General features: G+C 33.0%; 21 protein-coding genes and 3 pseudogenes. 15 read left to right on the forward strand and 9 right to left on the reverse strand.

Annotated features, from left to right (window positions below):
• Window positions 1-41: 41 nt before the first annotated feature.
• The gene (locus KA893_RS12130) at window positions 42-653 is read right to left on the reverse strand and encodes a YIP1 family protein (protein WP_069822152.1); all 612 of its coding nucleotides are present in this window, start codon (window positions 651-653) and stop codon (window positions 42-44) included.
• Window positions 654-933: 280 nt separating this feature from the next.
• On the opposite strand from KA893_RS12130, the gene KA893_RS12135 reads away from it, so the two are divergent.
• Entirely contained in the window at window positions 934-1398 is a 465-nt protein-coding gene (locus tag KA893_RS12135; RefSeq protein ID WP_037539158.1) for a DUF805 domain-containing protein, read from the forward strand.
• Window positions 1399-1693: 295 nt separating this feature from the next.
• Window positions 1694-2260 (forward strand): annotated as a pseudogene (locus KA893_RS12140) (ArsB/NhaD family transporter); the annotation flags it as partial.
• Between the two features lie 191 nt (window positions 2261-2451).
• Here the strand turns inward: KA893_RS12140 and KA893_RS12145 are convergent.
• Together KA893_RS12145 and KA893_RS12150 are read right to left on the reverse strand one after the other, a co-directional pair.
• Window positions 2452-2910, reverse strand: a complete 459-nt coding sequence (locus KA893_RS12145; RefSeq protein WP_002484317.1) for a threonine/serine exporter family protein — start codon at window positions 2908-2910, stop codon at window positions 2452-2454.
• A gap of 12 nt (window positions 2911-2922) precedes the next feature.
• On the reverse strand, window positions 2923-3675 hold the full coding sequence (locus KA893_RS12150; protein ID WP_002484316.1) for a threonine/serine exporter family protein: 753 nt from the start codon (window positions 3673-3675) through the stop codon (window positions 2923-2925).
• A 564-nt stretch (window positions 3676-4239) separates the two neighbouring features.
• On the opposite strand from KA893_RS12150, the gene KA893_RS12155 reads away from it, so the two are divergent.
• From KA893_RS12155 to ychF, 6 genes are all read left to right on the forward strand, one after another.
• Window positions 4240-5769, forward strand: coding sequence for an NADH dehydrogenase subunit 5 (locus KA893_RS12155; RefSeq protein WP_041080743.1), 1530 nt, complete (start codon window positions 4240-4242; stop codon window positions 5767-5769).
• A 1-nt stretch (window position 5770) separates the two neighbouring features.
• Window positions 5771-8422 (forward strand): DUF2309 domain-containing protein, encoded by a 2652-nt coding sequence (locus tag KA893_RS12160; protein ID WP_129303675.1) that lies wholly within the window; start codon window positions 5771-5773, stop codon window positions 8420-8422.
• 166 nt (window positions 8423-8588) lie between these two features.
• Window positions 8589-8957 (forward strand): Na-translocating system protein MpsC family protein, encoded by a 369-nt coding sequence (locus KA893_RS12165; RefSeq protein ID WP_002484313.1) that lies wholly within the window; start codon window positions 8589-8591, stop codon window positions 8955-8957.
• 1187 nt (window positions 8958-10144) lie between these two features.
• Window positions 10145-11023 (forward strand): mechanosensitive ion channel family protein, encoded by an 879-nt coding sequence (locus KA893_RS12170; RefSeq protein WP_037539157.1) that lies wholly within the window; start codon window positions 10145-10147, stop codon window positions 11021-11023.
• A 28-nt stretch (window positions 11024-11051) separates the two neighbouring features.
• The gene (locus KA893_RS12175) at window positions 11052-11267 is read left to right on the forward strand and encodes a DUF951 domain-containing protein (RefSeq protein ID WP_002484311.1); all 216 of its coding nucleotides are present in this window, start codon (window positions 11052-11054) and stop codon (window positions 11265-11267) included.
• Window positions 11267-12364 carry a redox-regulated ATPase YchF gene (gene ychF, locus KA893_RS12180; RefSeq protein WP_002484310.1) on the forward strand — a complete coding sequence of 366 codons (1098 nt, stop codon included), beginning with the start codon at window positions 11267-11269 and terminating at the stop codon, window positions 12362-12364. Before KA893_RS12175 ends, ychF begins: the two co-directional genes overlap by 1 nt.
• Window positions 12365-12525: 161 nt before the next feature.
• Here the strand turns inward: ychF and KA893_RS12185 are convergent, their stop codons facing one another.
• Window positions 12526-13332 carry a GH25 family lysozyme gene (locus KA893_RS12185; protein WP_075340102.1) on the reverse strand — a complete coding sequence of 269 codons (807 nt, stop codon included), beginning with the start codon at window positions 13330-13332 and terminating at the stop codon, window positions 12526-12528.
• A 421-nt stretch (window positions 13333-13753) separates the two neighbouring features.
• Here KA893_RS12185 and rpsF point away from each other — a divergent pair, with 421 nt between their 5' ends.
• From rpsF to rpsR, 3 genes are read left to right on the forward strand one after another with little or no spacing between them, the layout of a single operon-like run.
• A complete protein-coding gene (rpsF, locus tag KA893_RS12190; RefSeq protein WP_002484308.1) occupies window positions 13754-14059 on the forward strand; it encodes a 30S ribosomal protein S6 in 306 nt (101 codons plus the stop codon).
• A gap of 18 nt (window positions 14060-14077) precedes the next feature.
• On the forward strand, window positions 14078-14590 hold the full coding sequence (gene ssb / locus KA893_RS12195; RefSeq protein ID WP_002484307.1) for a single-stranded DNA-binding protein: 513 nt from the start codon (window positions 14078-14080) through the stop codon (window positions 14588-14590).
• 49 nt (window positions 14591-14639) lie between these two features.
• Window positions 14640-14882, forward strand: coding sequence for a 30S ribosomal protein S18 (rpsR, locus tag KA893_RS12200; RefSeq protein ID WP_002484306.1), 243 nt, complete (start codon window positions 14640-14642; stop codon window positions 14880-14882).
• A 121-nt stretch (window positions 14883-15003) separates the two neighbouring features.
• Here rpsR and KA893_RS12205 read toward each other — a convergent pair whose 3' ends face one another.
• The 4 genes from KA893_RS12205 to KA893_RS12220 form a co-directional block, all read right to left on the reverse strand.
• On the reverse strand, window positions 15004-15144 hold the full coding sequence (locus KA893_RS12205) for a hypothetical protein (protein WP_162835602.1): 141 nt from the start codon (window positions 15142-15144) through the stop codon (window positions 15004-15006).
• Window positions 15145-15158: 14 nt separating this feature from the next.
• The gene (locus KA893_RS12210) at window positions 15159-15380 is read right to left on the reverse strand and encodes a hypothetical protein (protein WP_011303964.1); all 222 of its coding nucleotides are present in this window, start codon (window positions 15378-15380) and stop codon (window positions 15159-15161) included.
• Window positions 15381-15404: 24 nt separating this feature from the next.
• Complete coding sequence (locus KA893_RS12215) at window positions 15405-15611, reverse strand: hypothetical protein (protein ID WP_194375786.1); 207 nt, start codon at window positions 15609-15611, stop codon at window positions 15405-15407.
• Between the two features lie 181 nt (window positions 15612-15792).
• Window positions 15793-16008, reverse strand: a complete 216-nt coding sequence (locus KA893_RS12220) for a hypothetical protein (protein WP_037539155.1) — start codon at window positions 16006-16008, stop codon at window positions 15793-15795.
• A gap of 181 nt (window positions 16009-16189) precedes the next feature.
• Here KA893_RS12220 and KA893_RS14185 point away from each other — a divergent pair, with 181 nt between their 5' ends.
• The 3 genes from KA893_RS14185 (at window position 16190) to KA893_RS12230 (ending at window position 16919) form a co-directional block, all read left to right on the forward strand.
• Entirely contained in the window at window positions 16190-16312 is a 123-nt protein-coding gene (locus KA893_RS14185; protein WP_011303960.1) for a hypothetical protein, read from the forward strand.
• A gap of 119 nt (window positions 16313-16431) precedes the next feature.
• Window positions 16432-16704 carry a hypothetical protein gene (locus tag KA893_RS12225; RefSeq protein ID WP_037539154.1) on the forward strand — a complete coding sequence of 91 codons (273 nt, stop codon included), beginning with the start codon at window positions 16432-16434 and terminating at the stop codon, window positions 16702-16704.
• A gap of 62 nt (window positions 16705-16766) precedes the next feature.
• Window positions 16767-16919: a hypothetical protein gene (locus KA893_RS12230; RefSeq protein WP_002484305.1), complete on the forward strand. Its 153-nt coding sequence runs from the start codon at window positions 16767-16769 to the stop codon at window positions 16917-16919.
• A 340-nt stretch (window positions 16920-17259) separates the two neighbouring features.
• On the opposite strand, the pseudogene KA893_RS12235 reads toward KA893_RS12230, so the two are convergent.
• Window positions 17260-17367 (reverse strand): annotated as a pseudogene (locus tag KA893_RS12235) (replication initiator protein A); the annotation flags it as partial.
• 442 nt (window positions 17368-17809) lie between these two features.
• Between KA893_RS12235 and KA893_RS12240 the strand changes: the two are divergent.
• Window positions 17810-17947, forward strand: a pseudogene (locus tag KA893_RS12240) (DUF536 domain-containing protein); the annotation flags it as partial.
• Window positions 17948-17966: the final 19 nt, after the last annotated feature.

Genomic DNA, 17966 nt, shown 5'->3' on the forward strand with positions numbered 1-17966 from the left:
TACAATGGTAGTGAGGGGATTATTGTTTTTCTGATTAAAAATTATTGAAAGGCAGCACCTATTAATCCGAAACCAACAACTACGACAAGGTAAGCAATAGACCAAATAATGGCCGATTTCTTAGAGAAACGACTTGTTGCAAAAAACAAGATTCCTAAAACATAAGCACTAATAAGCGTTTGTAAGTCAAACACACGAAGTATAGGATTCCCCTTATCAAAGATATTAAGACTTGTAATCGAATAATCTGTGACTGATAGTCCTGCAATCCATTGGATAAGGACAACAATGAGTGCGATGGTACTGGTAATAATCGTATAACTTAAAGTTGCAGAAAAAATAGATTTAGCACTAGCATCTGATTTCATGATTTTAGAGATAATTAAAATGATTACAAAAGTAACACCAATCGTAAGGATAGAGCCAATCACACCACTAACAACACCGATAATTTTTGCGAATTCAAGTGATTGGTCAAGCTGTTGTCCACTTAATCCAGCATCTTCAAAATTTTGTTTGAAGTCCGTAGTTAATGCAACAATCGTAGCTGATAATGCGATGATAACGATTGCAATAATAAGTTTTAAACCCCATGTTGGTTTTTCACGTAAACTAGAAAAATGTTGCGCTAAAGGTAAATTAGATGATTCCATATGTATAGTGCCTCCTATTTATAGCGTTTTCAAAAGCATAACATGTGTCACAATATTTTAAAATACTAGAATAAGTATTTTTGAATAATTAATATATAATAATAAAGATGAAAAAGAAAATATAGGACTATAGTAAAAGCGGCTTGTCATATGTAATTATAATAAATTAATTAATAAAAACATGAGATTAATTATGTTTTTTATTGTGTTATCATGTTATGGTTTAAGTGAAGCAAGTAGTCAGTTTATTTATTCAAATCATAATTAAGGGAGCAATGGGATGATACATTATTACAAATTATTTTGGATCAATGCACTTAATATCAAAGGTAGAGCGAGGCGTAAGGAATTTTGGTATCCTTTTTTAATGAATATCCTAATTAATATAATGCTTGAAATCATTTTTTTCTTATTACCAATTCCAGCAATAATAGAAGATACTGTTGGTTGGATTGTGTATATATTAATCCTAGTCGCTATGTTCACTGTTACAGTTAGAAGGTTTCACGATGTTGGTATGACGATGCTAATACCCATTATCATTTTTCTAATTGCGGTTATTAATGATTTTAGTGAATTTATAAATTCAGATATTCCAACACTCGATAATTCTGCATTAACAGTTATTGCTGTTATTTTTGGAGTCGTGTACATTGTGATTTTAATTATTTCATTAGCAGTTTGTTGTACAAGCGGTCAAAAAGAAACAAATAAATATGGTGTAAACCCTAAAGCAGTTGAATAGCATTTTATGATGTCGTTTGTTTCACGTAAGCATTGAAAGTGATACGAAGCATGAAACGTTAGTATCACAAAATTCAATTACTGAAAGAGGTTTTTATGATGTTCAACAACAAGAAAAAGCGTAAATGCGATAAAGAAAGTAAAGAGAGCATATTTTCTATTATAATGGATATATTTTTAAATATTGTAGTCGGGCTCATTAAACTCTTTAAAAACATCATGTCGTAATATAAAAGATACTTGGAAGTCTTCTAGATCAAAATAATTTTACGTATTAGGTAAGCAAATCCTAATGCGTAATTTTTATATTGTTTGTAATTAAATGGAATAAAATATCTTTTTGTTTATACGCCGTATTGTTGGCTCGCAAATCACATGCTGTACATACGAAGCAAGTTATTAAAGGCGCACCATGGAATATCGTGTTATTTTCTATTGGTATGTATTTAGTAGTATTTGGATTGAAGAATGTGGGTATTACAACCATTTTAGCTGATACTTTATCTAATATTTCAAACTATGGCCTGTTTAGTAGCGTTCTAGGCATGGGCTTTATAGCCGCAGTTCTATCATCAGTCATGAATAATTTACCGACCGTACTTATTGATGCTATTGCGATTGGCCAGTCCAATGTAACAGGGATAATTAAAGAAGGTATGATCTACGCCAATGTGATTGGGTCAGATTTAGGTCCTAAAATCACACCAATCGGTTCGTTGGCAACATTGCTTTGGTTGCATGTATTGACTCAAAAAGGGGTCAAAATTTCATGGGGAACGTATTTTAAAACAGGTATTATAATTACGGTTCCAGTATTATTTGTAACACTTGTCGGTTTATACCTTACGCTCATATTATTTTAAACTATATTGCGATCTGCATTGATAGCCAGGTTTAGGATAATCAGGATTTAAAAAGACATATGATAGTCAGAACGAATAGTATAACTTGAATTTTTAACTAAATATAGAAAAATTACAATGCAACATTATCAATTATACCGTCATACGTTTTGCCCCTTGCTATTTCAAATAGCAAGGGGATTTTTCACGTATTATAAACGATTACGTTTTACTTTCCAGTATTTTTTAATATTCAATGTTTTTGATAATTGATCAGACAGCAGTAAGCCTAAGGCGATGGACCCTGCGATAAGGATAGTTCTAATAAACGTATTGTTAGCTTCAGTAAAGTTTAATGTTACCAATTGTTGCATCGCTTTATAGGCTAAACTACCAGGAACTAAAGGGATGATACCGGGAATCATAAAAATGACCACAGGAGATTTAAGGATTCGACTCATGATATGACTCATCACACCTAAAGTTAAACTGCCAAGCAAACTAGAATAGATACTATCAATTTGTAATAGGTCATTTAATATAAAACTAATAAGATATCCTGATGCACCTGCTAATCCAGCAGCAAAGAATAATTTTTTAGGTGCATCGTATATTACTGCAAAAAAGTAAGAGGCAGTAAAGCTAAATAAGAATGCATAGATTAAGGTCATGATATACGCCTCCTAAAATAGTAAATAAGCAATAGAAATGCCAGATCCTATAGCGAATGCGATAACGAGCGCTTCTAAAAATTTGGCTGTAAATATTAACATGTGTCTGCTAAATAAGTCTTGAATGGCTGTGGTAATTAAGACACCTGGCACAATCGGCATAATAGAAGCAATCAAGGATGGTCCTATCGTTTGATGAATGTTGAATATTTGACTACCTAGTAGGACAATGACGCCAATAACGAAAGATGCAACGAATTCTGGTATGAACATGGTCGTAGATTTACTTTGCATACATTCAACGATTAGAAAACCAAGTAACCCAGCAATAAATGTAATCACAATATTTTGAAAATTCCCGCCCTGTAAATATAAAAAACTGAGTGATATCACACCTGCAGCTAAACACTTCTTCCACAATTTAATACTAAGTGTCGCTTGTTCAATATGATTTAGGCGATCGAAGGCCTGGGTAATTGAAATTTGATTACTGGCTAACTGACGTGAAATAGAATTGACTTGAAATATTTTTAACAAGTTTGTGGTATTTTTGTTGATCCTGATAATGCGTGTATCATGATTTTCACTTAGGGAAAAATTGATGAAAATATTAATCACATAACCCTGACTATTATGGTAGCCCATACATTGTGCGATTCGTTTCATTGTATCTTCTATACGAGAAATCTCCGCGCCTGAAGATAATAATATTTTCCCTGCAAGTAAAATCACACGCATAGTGATTTTATCTTGAGCATGCTCCATGTTTACACCTCCAAATGCGTCATAGGTAAAGTTATCATTCGTAATACAAGAATAGTCGATAATAATAATCGGATAAATATATATTGATTATATTAAAAAAAGTTATTTGTTTCTATTATTTTATGTATTTTCCACTTATTATCAGTATGAATGAATATAGCTATTCTTGACAATGACGAATAATGATTATATATTAGTAATATTAAATAAAAATAAATATAGTCGTTGAAGGACGCGCTTTAATTGATATTACGGCTTTAGCAAGATGTTAATAGAAATATTGGCAAATTGAAAAGGTGGACGAATAAGAGTTAAAAGTTCAAATCATACGACATATTGCGTGAAGTAAAACTTTTATAGTTGAAATTAAAAAATGGAATTATATATTAGGTAGCAAAACAAATCACTTTAGATTTAAAAGAAGTGCGTTGTTATGAAGCCGACAATGGTAATGAATCGTTCAGGGTTTATTATATATTGTCGGCTTTTTTGTGGTGTACTACGCAACCTATCATGTAATTAAGTAGTCTGCACTATATTATATCTTACAAAGGAGAATCTGAAATGCTTACATCGTTTAATGCATCTATACTGTTAACTATCTTTTTCATCACTATTATTATTGCTGCACTGAGCGGAATTATATTTTTAAATAAACGTATTCCAGTTGCTTATGTGCGCATACATATTTGTATCGTTGCTTTACCACCGTTGCTAGCATTTATCGGACTCCTATTTGCTTCAAATCAGGTTGAAGCTGGTTTATGGTATTTAGATATTTTAGCGTGGTTAATGGCGTTTTTTGTTTTATTTATCGGATTAATTATTCAACGCTATTGTATACGATATTTAGCTGGAGATAGAAGCTATCGAAAATATTTCATGTTATTTACATTGACGACAAGTTTTGCGGCAATGGCATGGTTAACTGGTGACATCCGCATAATGGTTATAAGCTGGGGTTGTACTTTAATAGGGCTAACACTTTTAATTAGTTTGACGAGTGCTTGGAGAGTTACAAGAGCCGCAGCAATTGTGACAGGTAAGTTGTTCTTCTTAGGTTGGATAGCTTTAGCAATCGCTGTTGTTTGGATCGGCTTAGTAACAGGAGAATGGCATTACACTGCTATATTTACAGAGAGTAATTTAGCGCAGATCAATGCTTGGTCAAAATTTGGAATCAATATATTAATTATATTAGCGGTTATGGTACCAGCTGCACAGTGGCCATTCCAAAGATGGTTGATTGAATCTGTAGCAGCACCTACACCAGTATCAGCAATCATGCATGCGGGGATTGTTAATGCGGGTGGTATTATGCTGACACGTTTTTCACCATTATTTAATGGTGACATCGCAACGATGGTCTTACTTGTGTTTGCAAGTGTATCTGTTTTAATTGGTGCGGGTATTAGTTTAGTGCATGTTGATTATAAACGATTACTTGTTGGATCAACGATTGGTCAAATGGGCTTTATGTTAATTCAGTGTGCATTAGGTGCCTACATTCCTGCAATCATTCACTTAATATTGCACGGTTTGTTTAAAGCGACGTTATTCTTACGTTCTGGTTCAGCCGTGCATCATTTTAACGTTCCAAGCCGAGTTAATGAACGCATGTCTTATCTATGGATTCTAATTGGTCGAGGTCTTGCAATCGCAATCGGGTTAGGCTTTTGGTTATCAGCGCCAGAACAGGGTTATCGACTAGTAAGTGGTTTGATTTTAGCATGGTCGTTATCAGTATCATGGACACAACTTGTTGCGTTTGGAGAAGGTCGATTTGGTCGTATGATGGGCTTGTTTGTACTCATTGTGGTTGGTGCAGTCTATTATATTGTACATCACTTTTTCAGTGGCGCTTTACATACAATCACATTCCATAGCGCACAACCACCAATGTTTGCAGTAGTGATAGTTGCAGTATTATTGCTATTTGGTAGTTTGATGAGTACTTGGGTAGCACGTAATCGTTCGTCTAAAGCATTCTCGATATTATACATGTGGATTGTACGATTAGGTGATGCGAAACTTGAATCGGTAGAACGACACCCTAACTATTTGAAATCATATTTATCTAAAGGAGGGCATTAAAATGGGCGTATCAAAGATAGAATCAACGCAAGCGTCGACATATATTGATGATATACATGATAAAGTTACACGTGCGAGTAACGTAATCGTACCATTGTCACCTATTTCAGTGTTCGCTGCTAGAAGTCCGTGGGCAAGGCTAGAACATAAATCATTTGATGAAATTGCCCATTGGCTAAAAGAAACGCGCAAAGTAGATATGTATCCTGCACGAATGACCATTTTGGAAGCCAATCAAAAAGGCGAAATTGATGATGCGTATGTAGAACAATTTTTTCAACAATGGTTAAATGATACCGCATTAAAGATTCCAAGAGAAAATGCAGCACAATATGGCCGTAACGCATTGAAATTGGAGACGTTGGAAACACCTACGGATATTAAATCGCAGTTAGAAGCGTTAGCTAGTGATTTAAATGAACAGGTAAAATTTGAATCTGAAAATACTGTACCGTTAAAGAGTACATACATTTTAGATGAAAAAAATGAACGACTGATTGATACGGTGGATTACCATACGATTAAGTGGTGTAAATTATATATTGATGATGCACAATCTGGATGGACAATGCCAAATCGTGACAAGGGATTATTCTATGCTTGGCGTAGATTAGTAGCGTATGATCCTGCGTTAACCAAAGATCAACGCGCACGTTTAAAATCATTACCTAATGAGGCAGAGGATTTAATGCAACAAGCATTAAGCTATTTAAATATCTCAGAGGCAGACGCGCAAACATATTTAGAAAATCACTTACTATCTTTACCTGGTTGGGCTGGCATGATGCTATGGCAAGATGAACATAATCACAAAGTGCATGACTTACTTTTTTCTTATCTTGCTATCCGTATTGCTATGGAATGGGCAATTGTTGAGCCATATTTGCCTGTATCACAGCCTGAAGATTTAAATGATATGAATAAAGAAGAGCTGATTGCATCATGGATCCAGTGGGGCAATTTTTCAATGCAATCTTGGAAAGCTCTATCTATCGAAGCACAACAAGCACATATTCAATTTGCGTATCGATTCAATGAACAATTTTGTAGAAAATTATGGTTAGACGCTTGGGAAGCGACTTATAATCAACAATTGAAAGCAATGATCGGACCGAAATCAAGCGTTGAGGCTGAACAACAATCACAAACATTAGTACAAATGGCATTTTGTATTGATGTGCGTTCTGAACCGTTTAGGAAGCACATTGAAGCTAATGGTCCATTTGAAACTATTGGTATAGCTGGATTTTTCGGTTTACCAATCGAAAAAGCGGAACTGGGTAAAAAGTATAGTCATCCATCATTACCTGTAATGAACCAGCCACAGCATAAAATTAAAGAATATACTCATGAGCACGAGCCTAATGCATTCCAACAACGTAAACATGCATTAGAATCAGTGACGTATACATTTAAAAAAATGAAACAAAATGTCTTGCCTAGCTTACTATTACCAGAATTAAGTGGTCCGTGGTTATCGCTACAAATGTTTACACGTAGTTTTATACCGAAAAGTGTTGGCAGTGTTATTCGAAAATTTTATACAAGTTGGTTAAAGAAACCCAATGATACTGCATTGACTTTAAATTATGAACCACAACATCAGCACAATCATCGCCACATACATTTGGAAGATGATTTGCCGGTTGGTTTTACAGATGAAGAAAAAGTGAACTACGCTCTACAAGCGCTCAAGTTGATGGACTTAACAGACGATTTCGCACCGTTAGTTGTCATGTGTGGACATGGAAGTCAGAGTGCCAATAATCCCTATGCAGCGTCATTAGATTGTGGTGCATGTGGTGGTGCGGCGAGTGGTTTTAATGCAAAAGTATTGGCGCAGTTATGTAATTTGCCAGAAGTGAGACAAGGTTTGTTGCAAGAAGGTGTAGCTATTCCTGAGACGACAATCTTCGCTGCTGCAGAACATCAAACTTCTATTGATACATTGACATGGATTTACGTACCTGAACTTACAGAAGCGGCACGTAATGCATATGAAAATATTGAAGCGGCAATGCCTAAAATTAGTTATCAAGCAAATAAAAAACGCCTCTCTCAATTGCCGAATAATAATTTAACTGATCGCAATCCGAATCATGAAGTGTATCGATTAACGAATGATTGGAGTGAAATCAGACCAGAATGGGGTCTAGCTAAAAATGCAGCGTTTATCATTGGTCAGCGTGAATTAACTAAACAGAGTGATTTAGCAGGAAGAGCATTTTTGCATAATTATAATTGGAAAAATGATGAAAATGGCACTATTTTAGAAAATATTATTGCGGGTCCAGCACTTGTAGCGCAATGGATTAACTTACAATATTACGCATCTACGGTTGCGCCGCACTATTACGGAAGTGGTAGTAAAACAACACAATCAGTGACTGCAGGCATCGGCGTGATGCAAGGCAATGCAAGTGATTTATTGACCGGTTTACCATGGCAATCCGTGATGTCAGCAGATAATAAGATGTATCATTCACCGATTAGATTAGTTGTTGTAATCCAAGCACCACAAGCCTTTATTAGTCGGTTATTAGAAAATGATGAAACATTTAAGCAAAAAGTCATGAATGGTTGGGTCCGCTTAGCAAGTGTTGACGAAGACAATCACTGGCATGAATGGTCAAACGCGGTTAAAAAAGCTTAGTTAAAGCAAATTGAACATGATGGATCATAGCATTTGTTAACGTATGACAACCAATGTTATTTCCTAGGGAATATGACAGAACTATGGAGAAAGTGATTAAAAAATGGTACTGTTATCTTTGTTAAAATGAATTTCTAATTTTAGTTCTACAGGAGATGCATATTTTATGAAAATGACCAAAGGTCGCTATGAGTCTGAAATCAGCAAAGCAATTACCCAATGGGAAAAAGACTTCCTTGGCCGGGGCTCTCTGTCAGTTAAAACGGATATATTACGTGACATGATTATTGTGAGTTTACATGGCGTATTGACTCAAGCAGAGTACAAAGTGTGTGAAACGAATGAAGGTTTGTTAACTATAAAAAAAACACGTTCTAAACTGGTTGAATCTGGTATTGAAGCGCTTGATGAAATCGTGCTGTCTATAACAGGCGAAAAAGTGAAAAGTTTTCATACAGATTTAAGTTCTAGAACAGGTGAAAGAATTATCATTTTTAAATTGCATAACGATTTAGAAAAACAAATTATTGAATAATGGAAACAAACATGAAACCGAAAATACACATGTCATTTATTGAAATATGAGGATAAATGATGTGTGTTTTTTACATGGAATGCGCATGGCGTCGGGTAATCAGCAAAGGCATTTGTATTATCAGTAGTTTTAATTTTAAAGGGCTACAGAGACAGTATAAGTAATATAAGATACAAAACACGCACATACCGTTGTAAGGGACAGTATGTGCGCTTGGTTCATTACTCATAAATGTTAGAAAGTGCAATACATTAAAGTAATAACTTATCATATAAATTTGGGTGTTAAAGCTTCATAATCTTTAATTAAGATTCTTTTATTAAGATATAACAATCGTGCTCAAATCGTGCTCAAAATCAATTATTAGATTGTAAACTAAATACAGTTTGAGTTTGTGTTCTTAACATGCGTAAAGGACGCTCATCATGTATGTAGTTTGGGTTTGGTGCACAACAACGACAACGAAAGGATTCATGTAAAGCAGTGCTCAAATTATTTTAAAAGCGACTTGAAAATGAGTTCAATAATGTTTTCAATCATTCAAACCTCTCCTTCATAAATTGTACGTAACAACTTGTGCGTTATTCAATTTGGTCTAGGATTAAAGAAAGAATTTGTTCTACTAAGTTAGCTAGCATACGACACACCTCCTTTATTTGAATATTATAACAATTTAATATTTTTTTGTAGCAAAATGCCTAGATGTATAAAAATAATGTTAGAATGTTAATATTATATATTTATTAAAATCCAATTATATTTAATTTGATTATTTAAGTTCATGAGTGTGGGTCATTAAATATAATAAAATTAATATAGTCCTCAGGATATTTGAATGAATGCGTTTAAATCTTATAGGAGTTATAAATTAATTAAAAAGACTTGAATTATATAGGTTTAATATAGTAATATCACTAATTGGGTGTTAAAGAATCATAATTTTTAATTATGGTTCTTTTTCTTTTGTCTTTTTTTAAGTATAAATATTAAAAAATGTATCTAGCATTGCTAAAATACTTTGCTAAAGCCTATATTTTTAATAAACTAGAAAAGGTTAAACTTTATATATGCATAAGCAATGCGTCCCCTTGTTCATTTTTGTAAACTAAAGCGCAAGTTGGATTTGTTTCATTGCTAAAATGAGTATAATACAGTGATAAAGAGACTTATATTAGGAGGGAATGTGGTTGGGTCAAATTAAAAGTATCCTATATTCAATTATAGAACCTTTAACAAAGCCGGAAACGTATCAAGCTTTACTATCTAATCTGATTATGATTATTGTATACGTTGTCGCGGCATGGATTATTTTGCGTTTTGTGAATAAAGCCATTGCGCAGTTCTTTAAAATTCAAAATAAAGGCAAAAGTGGGAATAAAAAGCGTTCGAAAACTTTGATATCATTAGTTCAAAATGTAGTATCTTATGTGGTATGGTTTATAGTACTGACGACCATTTTAAGTAAATTCGGTATAAGCGTAGGTGGCATTATTGCCAGTGCGGGTGTCGTTGGTCTTGCAGTAGGTTTTGGTGCTCAAACTATTGTTAAAGATATTATTACAGGTTTCTTCATTATTTTCGAAAATCAGTTTGATGTTGGGGATTATGTTAAAATTAGTAATAGTGGTTCTCCCGTGGCAGAAGGCACAGTGAAATCGATTGGTTTAAGATCAATGCGCATTAATACCATTACAGGTGAATTAACAACGCTACCGAATGGGAGTGTTGGGGAAATTACCAATTACTCAGTTATAAATGGTGAGGCAATTGTTGAAATTCCAGTATCTATTTCAGAAGACATTGATTATGTGGAAGAAGTACTGACGACATATTTTGAATCTATTAGATCTAAATATTACTTATTTATCTCGACACCAGAAGTAGTAGGTGTTAATTCGATTACAAATAACGAAATCGTATTGAGTGTGTCTGCAGAGACAATTCCAGGCGAAGGTGCGTCAGGTGCGCGTATTTTAAGAAAAGAAATCTTGAAATTATTTAAACTTAAAGAAATTAAAACACCACAGCCAACGATGGTACAGTACGATGCGAACCAGCAAAAATAATGATTAAGACGGTCGGAGGTGTTACAGAATGACATCCAATTACGGTTTAAATGATATTGTAGAAATGAAAAAACAACACGCATGTGGCACGAATCGTTTTAAAATCATTCGTGTAGGTGCTGACATCCGAATAAAATGTGAAAATTGTCAAAGAAGTATCATGATTCCAAGACAAACTTTTAATAAAAAAATAAAAAAAATACTAGTATCCCAACAAGATACTGATAATAAGGAGAATGAATAATGGCTTTAACAGCAGGTATTGTTGGATTGCCCAACGTAGGTAAATCGACACTTTTCAATGCAATTACAAAAGCAGGTGCTTTAGCAGCAAACTATCCGTTCGCTACGATAGATCCGAACGTAGGGATTGTCGAAGTACCAGATAGCAGATTAGATGTTTTAACGAAGATGGTACAACCTAAAAAGACAATTCCAACAACATTTGAATTCACTGATATTGCAGGTATTGTTAAAGGCGCTTCAAAAGGTGAAGGACTAGGTAACAAATTCTTATCTCACATTCGTGAAGTAGATGCGATTTGCCAAGTCGTTCGTGCATTTGATGATGATAATGTAACGCATGTTTCAGGTCGTGTAGATCCAATTGATGACATTGAAGTCATTAACATGGAATTGGTGTTAGCGGATTTAGAATCTGTAGACAAACGTTTACCAAAAGTGGAGAAAATGGCACGCCAAAAAGATAAAGATGCGGTTAATGAAACACGTATTTTATCAAGAATTAAAGAAGCTTTAGAAGAAGGCAATCCAGTAAGAAGTCTGGAATTCACAGAAGAAGATCAAAAATTTATCGACCAAGCACAGTTGTTAACATCTAAAAAAATGCTTTATATTGCTAACGTAGGTGAAGATGAAATCGGCGATGACGATAATGAAAAAGTAAAACTTATTCGTGAATATGCAGCAAAAGAAGATTCAGAAGTGATTGTCATTAGCGCAAAAATTGAAGAAGAGATTGCTGTCTTAGAAGATGAAGATCGCGAAATGTTCTTAGAAGACTTAGGCATTGAAGAGCCAGGTTTAGATCGTTTAATTCGTACAACTTATGACTTGCTAGGTTTGGCAACATACTTTACAGCCGGTGTACAAGAAGTGCGCGCTTGGACGTTTATTAAAGGAATGACAGCACCACAATGCGCGGGTATTATTCATACAGACTTTGAGCGAGGTTTTATTCGTGCCGAAGTAACGAGCTATGACGATTACGTGGCATTCGATGGTGAAAATGGCGCTAAAGAAGCAGGAAAACAACGTCTAGAAGGTAAAGAATATATTATGAAAGACGGAGACATTGTACACTTTAGATTTAATGTATAAGATACAAAGCAACCCCTCATTACAACGAGTAATGAGGGGTTTTGCTAATCTGTATATTTATGTGAGTGACATGCGGTGTGCTTCAATTTGAGGTGTTAAAATTAGAAGTACAGCGTTGATAAAGAAAACGCACTTTTAAAATAACATCAAGGTTAAAATTTTTACGAAGTGAACCAAGATGTTTCGACACCAGGTCCTACATAATTTGCATCAACATCTTGATTTAATTCAGGAGATGCATAGCTATCTGTATATTGCCAGAGGACGTGTTCACGTGTAGGTTGACCTGGATTATAATTTGCCAACCAGTAACCATCATATTGACCTACAGAATTAGAAGCATTTTCTACCATGAAATTTTCATAAGAATAAAATAATACTTTTTTATCGCCAGCTAATCCTTTCATTTCATCATACCAAGCGTCTGTGCTTTCTTCAGGCGTACCAGAAGTTACAGTATTTTCTTCAAAATCGTTGATATAGAAACTCGCTTTTGGAGCGCGATTGTAAAGTGTCTGCGCTTCGTATCTTGCGTCCTCAGGATTTTCATACATACTATAGGAATATACACCAAAGTCTAAACCGTTTTTATCTAATAAAGCAGAATTGTGCTCTAATGCAGCATCCACTTTTTCTGAACCATATTGTGCTCTTATAATAATGAAATCGTAATTTTCTTTTAAGTCTTTGACTTCTTGTGTCGTTAACTCACCTTGCCATTCAGATATATCCAACACACGTTCACCAGATTGCGTTGTTCCAGATTCGGCTTGCATGGATTTAGAGCCACTTTCTTGTTTTTGTTGAGACGCTTTATCTGGATGCTTTTCTAAATATTGTTGATAGCCATAACCCATTGTACCTTTTTGGTTAGAAGGGTTATCGGAGGCGTAAGTTGTATTGATAATGACCGTTGATGCAAAAAATACACTTCCTGCAAGTAAGCCTTTTTTGAATTTTGAAAACATAAGCATCCCCTTTATCTATGTAGATTATTGAAATTTATTTTGAAAAATAGTAAATATGACATCAAAAAATAATATAGTTGATATGCTATTAGAATTAAATATACTTTTCAACCTTACCTTAAAAGATATTTAAATTTTATTGATATTAATTAGTATTTGAATAATGATTTAATTTGAAAATATAATCGTAAAAGATGTCATGTTTATTTAACTTGAATGCTTTGATAGATATCGTGAATGATTAAATTTCATAATGTTTCATATGAAACAACTATGAAATTTAACGTGCTATAACGTGGTAAACCCATTGTAAAATGTAAAGGCATGTGCTATAATTCTTGATTGTGAGTAATGAAAATTATTCCTTGCTTATCACATTTGATGATGAGCCGCATAGACCACAAGGAGGTGCAATTATACAATGAGAACATATGAAGTTATGTACATCGTTCGTCCGAATATCGAAGAAGATGCTAAAAAAGCAGTCGTTGAACGTTTCAACGGAATTTTAGCTTCTCACGGTTCAGAAGTTTTAGAAGCTAAAGACTGGGGCAAACGCCGTTTAGCTTATGAAATTAACGATTTCAGTGAAGGTTACTACAATATCGTACGTATCCAAACAGCTGATAATGAAGCTACTGACGAATTCCAACGTTTAGCTAAAATTTCTGACGATGTAATCCGTTATATCGTAATTCGTGAAGACGAAGATAAAACTAGAAAATAATAGATGGGGGTCGCTTAAATGATAAATAGAGTTGTTTTAGTCGGTCGTTTAACTAAAGATCCAGAATATAGAACAACACCCTCAGGCGTGAGTGTTGCGACTTTTACTCTAGCAGTAAATCGTACGTTTACAAATGCGCAAGGGGAACGCGAAGCGGATTTCATTAACTGTGTCGTTTTTAGAAAACAAGCAGAGAATGTTAACAACTACTTATTTAAAGGTAGTTTAGCTGGCGTTGACGGTCGCATTCAATCACGTAGCTATGAAAACCAAGAAGGTCGTCGTATATTTGTGACTGAAGTGGTTTGTGATAGTGTTCAATTCCTTGAACCTAAAAATCAAAACCAACGTCATGGTCAAGAAGGAAATAACAATAATTTCCAAAACTTTGGCGGACAACAATCAGGACAAAATACGTCATCTTATCAAAGTAATAACAACAATAACTCATCAAACAATAATCAATCTGATAACCCATTTGCAAATGCAAACGGACCAATTGATATTAGTGATGATGACTTACCATTCTAATTATATAGAACATATAAAAATGAAAATTTCTTAAAAGGAGGCAGTTACCATGGCAGGTGGACCAAGAAGAGGCGGACGTCGTCGTAAAAAAGTTTGTTATTTCACAGCAAACGGAATTACACACATCGACTATAAAGATACAGAATTATTAAAACGTTTTATCTCAGAACGTGGTAAAATTTTACCACGTCGTGTAACAGGTACTTCAGCTAAATATCAACGTATGTTGACATTAGCTATTAAACGTTCTCGTCATATGGCATTATTACCATATGTTAAAGAAGAACAATAATAGATATTGTATCTGAAAACCCCGTAGGCATATACCTACGGGGTTATTTTTGTGGTTTGAGAATTGGGAAAGGTATGAAAAATATGATGGCAAGAATTTAAATGAAAACAATTTTTAACTATTAATCTTCTTCTTTCTCTAACCCAATAATAACCATTATGACTACTGAAATTAGCATGAATGGTACAAAAATAGGAGTTACTAAAAATCCACCAATCATGATTAGATAAAACTCATCAATTTTGTAACTACCAACCTTCAAGTGATTTCTCCAATCTAATTATTTTGTCTTTTGTAGTTTATATATGCATTAATTGTAAGTGTTAACATAGAAGTGAAAATGATTAAACTAAATATAGAGAGTGATATAGCGATTGTACTATCTTTAATGAATATATTATAAATCGATAGAACAATGAAGAATAAATGTAATAAAACGGTAATTGGGAATGTAGTTGTCATCAATTTAGAATTCGGCATAGTACTTTTATGTTTCATGATATCTCTCCAATCTAAGTTATATTATTTTTTCTTATAGTCATCTATAGTAACGCCATCATTTTCAATTTTCTTTCTGTTTGCTCTGATTAATAAAGCGGCATTAATTATAATTGAAATGGCTAGTATAATTGAAACTGGTAAGCTTAAAACATTAAAATGATTTACTATTATTAGAATGATCATTAATAAAATATTAAGCGTGTGATGGGCAATCATTGCTTTATTCATTTTAAACCCTTCTTAAATTTTACCCCTTTGTCTTATCTTTACTTTTAGACAATTTACTCAATAGCTTTGCTGTTTTTCGTTCGAAAATGCTAACTATGCTCACAATGATATCTATTATTTTAATAAGTAATCCGATGAGTATATCCACATTAAAACTCCTTTTTATGTATGTCATTTTAATTTAACTAAAATAACTTATATAAATTGCAGAAATCACCATAAGAATAGCGGATACTGCATGAACTAACAAAAGAACATAGAATGATTTCTTAGTCATTGGTTCGAAATTGTTACGTTTAACTCTTCTGTTATTTTCCCATCGGAATATAAACGCCCAAAAACAAGCGTAGATAGGTACAAACATGATACCTAGGACAATAGCGACTGGTAAACTCATAGCAAAGCTCCTTTTTTGTAAGCGTAGCATAAAAACTATTTATTGTGAACGAGATGAAAAGTAATACTTTTTATCTATATAGCAATATCTCAAAGAATATAATTATGTTTTTAAAATCTATTATGTAAATATGATTATATTGTGGATAATATGGTATTTATATAGTAAGGGAGCGTGCTATATGGATATCATTGGAAAAATAATAACCTTTATTATGAGCGTCATATCTAATTTAATCGGTAGCAGATCATTGATTGAGGATATTAAAAAAGCTTTTGTAGAAAATTTCAAAAAAGACAAATAGTATAAATATGACCCATTAACTCTAAGTGTTGATGGGTGTTTTTATACACAATACATGTTCAATAGAATTTATATTAACATATAATTAAGTTGTTAACTATGTTTTTAAGGGGAGATAGTATGACTAAAGATAATGAACAGGAACGATATAAAACATTAGCATCTATTGCCAATACAGCAGGGATAGTAGCTTTAGTCTTAACATTAGGTTCATTAGTACTAGCTATCATATTTGATTGGCAGTTCTTAGATTATATCGTTAAATTTTCTGGCGTACTCATTGTACTGAGTTTGATAATAGATTCGGTACTATATATCTTAGAAAAAAATATTAAGAAAATCATATATAACATTCTTTTTATCATAGTACTGGTATACATCTTTTTTGGATAATTTTTTAATTCAATAATAGATGGGTTAATTTGAATAATAAATTCAAGCAAAGGGGATTTCATATGAGAATTATTAGGAAAATATTTGCGACGATTACATCATTTATTGTAGATGTCATTGGTGGTAGTTTTTTAAGTTATCTAGCAGACATTACATTTTTAAATAAAATTTTTTATAAAAAAGATGAAGATAAAGATGTGAAAAAAGGCAATTGATTTTATGATTATAATTTGGCTTTCGATAATAAGCACGTGCTTTTGTATAGTAATTGCTTTTTCAAATTTAATTTAAACAATAAAAATGTAAACAAGTAAATCCGAATAACTAAAATTTGCTATATGAGGTGGTACTATGCCTAAGAGCCAACAAATATTATTAGGCATATTATTAATATTTATTGTGTTCGATTTTTTCATACCTATTATCGGCGAAGGATTTAATATTGAAATATTAAAGTTTAGTTCGATATATGTGAAAATATTCGATATGATCACTTTGATTTTAAGCACTATATTTGTCTATAGACAGGTTAAGCGTAAGGGTTTTTAGATATAATTCTGCTGACATTTTCTTAAAATATGTATCTTCAAATAAATATTTAGGCAGTTGATAAAATCTTTCAGTTTTTACTTGTGATAAATTGTATTTCTCAAAATTGGGCATAATAAAAACCTCATTTCCACTTTTTTGGATTGAGGTAATAAAACAATTTTTACGTAAGTTATATGTTTTGTGCTTGCACTTAGATGATTAGATATATATAATACAAGTATCAAAAAAATATATAAACAAACGAATGCGAATCGTTTTATTACCGAGAGCCGATGCTACGCCAATAGCATCGGCTCTGTTAATATTCATAAAGTAATATTAACACTTTTAGGATCGTATATAAAGCGTTTTTAGTGTAGTTAAAATCACATTACAACTTCAAAATAGTAAAATTTACTAATTTAGTGCCTAATTAGGTACTAAAAACCTTAGGTAGGTAGATAATTAGGTATTTAGGTAGTAAAATAGGTGGTAAATTTAGAGGTTAAAAGGTGAAAAAATTTGTTAGGTGGTAAAATTTAGGTGCTAAATTAGGTACCTAAGGGTGGATGCTATAAAAACTATTAAAATGGTTGCAGATGAATTGAATGTAACTAAACAAACTATTGTTAATAATGCTAAAAGCTTAAATATATCTTTTGAAAAAGAAAATGGAATTAATTATATTAATGATAATGATTGTTTGAAAATTAGATAAAGTCCGTATAATT

This window comes from Staphylococcus sp. GDY8P126P (genome assembly GCF_017891965.1).
GTDB lineage: Bacteria > Bacillota > Bacilli > Staphylococcales > Staphylococcaceae > Staphylococcus > Staphylococcus saprophyticus.

What these genes read in the sequence shown, in the direction of transcription:
- KA893_RS12130 (WP_069822152.1), bottom strand. Translation starts at nt 653, where the DNA reads ATGGAATCATCTAATTTACCTTTAGCGCAACATTTTTCTAGTTTACGT.
- KA893_RS12135 (WP_037539158.1), top strand. Translation starts at nt 934, where the DNA reads ATGATACATTATTACAAATTATTTTGGATCAATGCACTTAATATCAAA.
- KA893_RS12145 (WP_002484317.1), bottom strand. Translation starts at nt 2,910, where the DNA reads ATGACCTTAATCTATGCATTCTTATTTAGCTTTACTGCCTCTTACTTT.
- KA893_RS12150 (WP_002484316.1), bottom strand. Translation starts at nt 3,675, where the DNA reads ATGGAGCATGCTCAAGATAAAATCACTATGCGTGTGATTTTACTTGCA.
- KA893_RS12155 (WP_041080743.1), top strand. Translation starts at nt 4,240, where the DNA reads ATGCTTACATCGTTTAATGCATCTATACTGTTAACTATCTTTTTCATC.
- KA893_RS12160 (WP_129303675.1), top strand. Translation starts at nt 5,771, where the DNA reads ATGGGCGTATCAAAGATAGAATCAACGCAAGCGTCGACATATATTGAT.
- KA893_RS12165 (WP_002484313.1), top strand. Translation starts at nt 8,589, where the DNA reads ATGAAAATGACCAAAGGTCGCTATGAGTCTGAAATCAGCAAAGCAATT.
- KA893_RS12175 (WP_002484311.1), top strand. Translation starts at nt 11,052, where the DNA reads ATGACATCCAATTACGGTTTAAATGATATTGTAGAAATGAAAAAACAA.
- ychF (WP_002484310.1), top strand. Translation starts at nt 11,267, where the DNA reads ATGGCTTTAACAGCAGGTATTGTTGGATTGCCCAACGTAGGTAAATCG.
- KA893_RS12185 (WP_075340102.1), bottom strand. Translation starts at nt 13,332, where the DNA reads ATGTTTTCAAAATTCAAAAAAGGCTTACTTGCAGGAAGTGTATTTTTT.
- rpsF (WP_002484308.1), top strand. Translation starts at nt 13,754, where the DNA reads ATGAGAACATATGAAGTTATGTACATCGTTCGTCCGAATATCGAAGAA.
- ssb (WP_002484307.1), top strand. Translation starts at nt 14,078, where the DNA reads ATGATAAATAGAGTTGTTTTAGTCGGTCGTTTAACTAAAGATCCAGAA.
- rpsR (WP_002484306.1), top strand. Translation starts at nt 14,640, where the DNA reads ATGGCAGGTGGACCAAGAAGAGGCGGACGTCGTCGTAAAAAAGTTTGT.
- KA893_RS12210 (WP_011303964.1), bottom strand. Translation starts at nt 15,380, where the DNA reads ATGAAACATAAAAGTACTATGCCGAATTCTAAATTGATGACAACTACA.
- KA893_RS12215 (WP_194375786.1), bottom strand. Translation starts at nt 15,611, where the DNA reads ATGAATAAAGCAATGATTGCCCATCACACGCTTAATATTTTATTAATG.
- KA893_RS12220 (WP_037539155.1), bottom strand. Translation starts at nt 16,008, where the DNA reads ATGAGTTTACCAGTCGCTATTGTCCTAGGTATCATGTTTGTACCTATC.
- KA893_RS14185 (WP_011303960.1), top strand. Translation starts at nt 16,190, where the DNA reads ATGGATATCATTGGAAAAATAATAACCTTTATTATGAGCGTCATATCT.
- KA893_RS12225 (WP_037539154.1), top strand. Translation starts at nt 16,432, where the DNA reads ATGACTAAAGATAATGAACAGGAACGATATAAAACATTAGCATCTATT.
- KA893_RS12230 (WP_002484305.1), top strand. Translation starts at nt 16,767, where the DNA reads ATGAGAATTATTAGGAAAATATTTGCGACGATTACATCATTTATTGTA.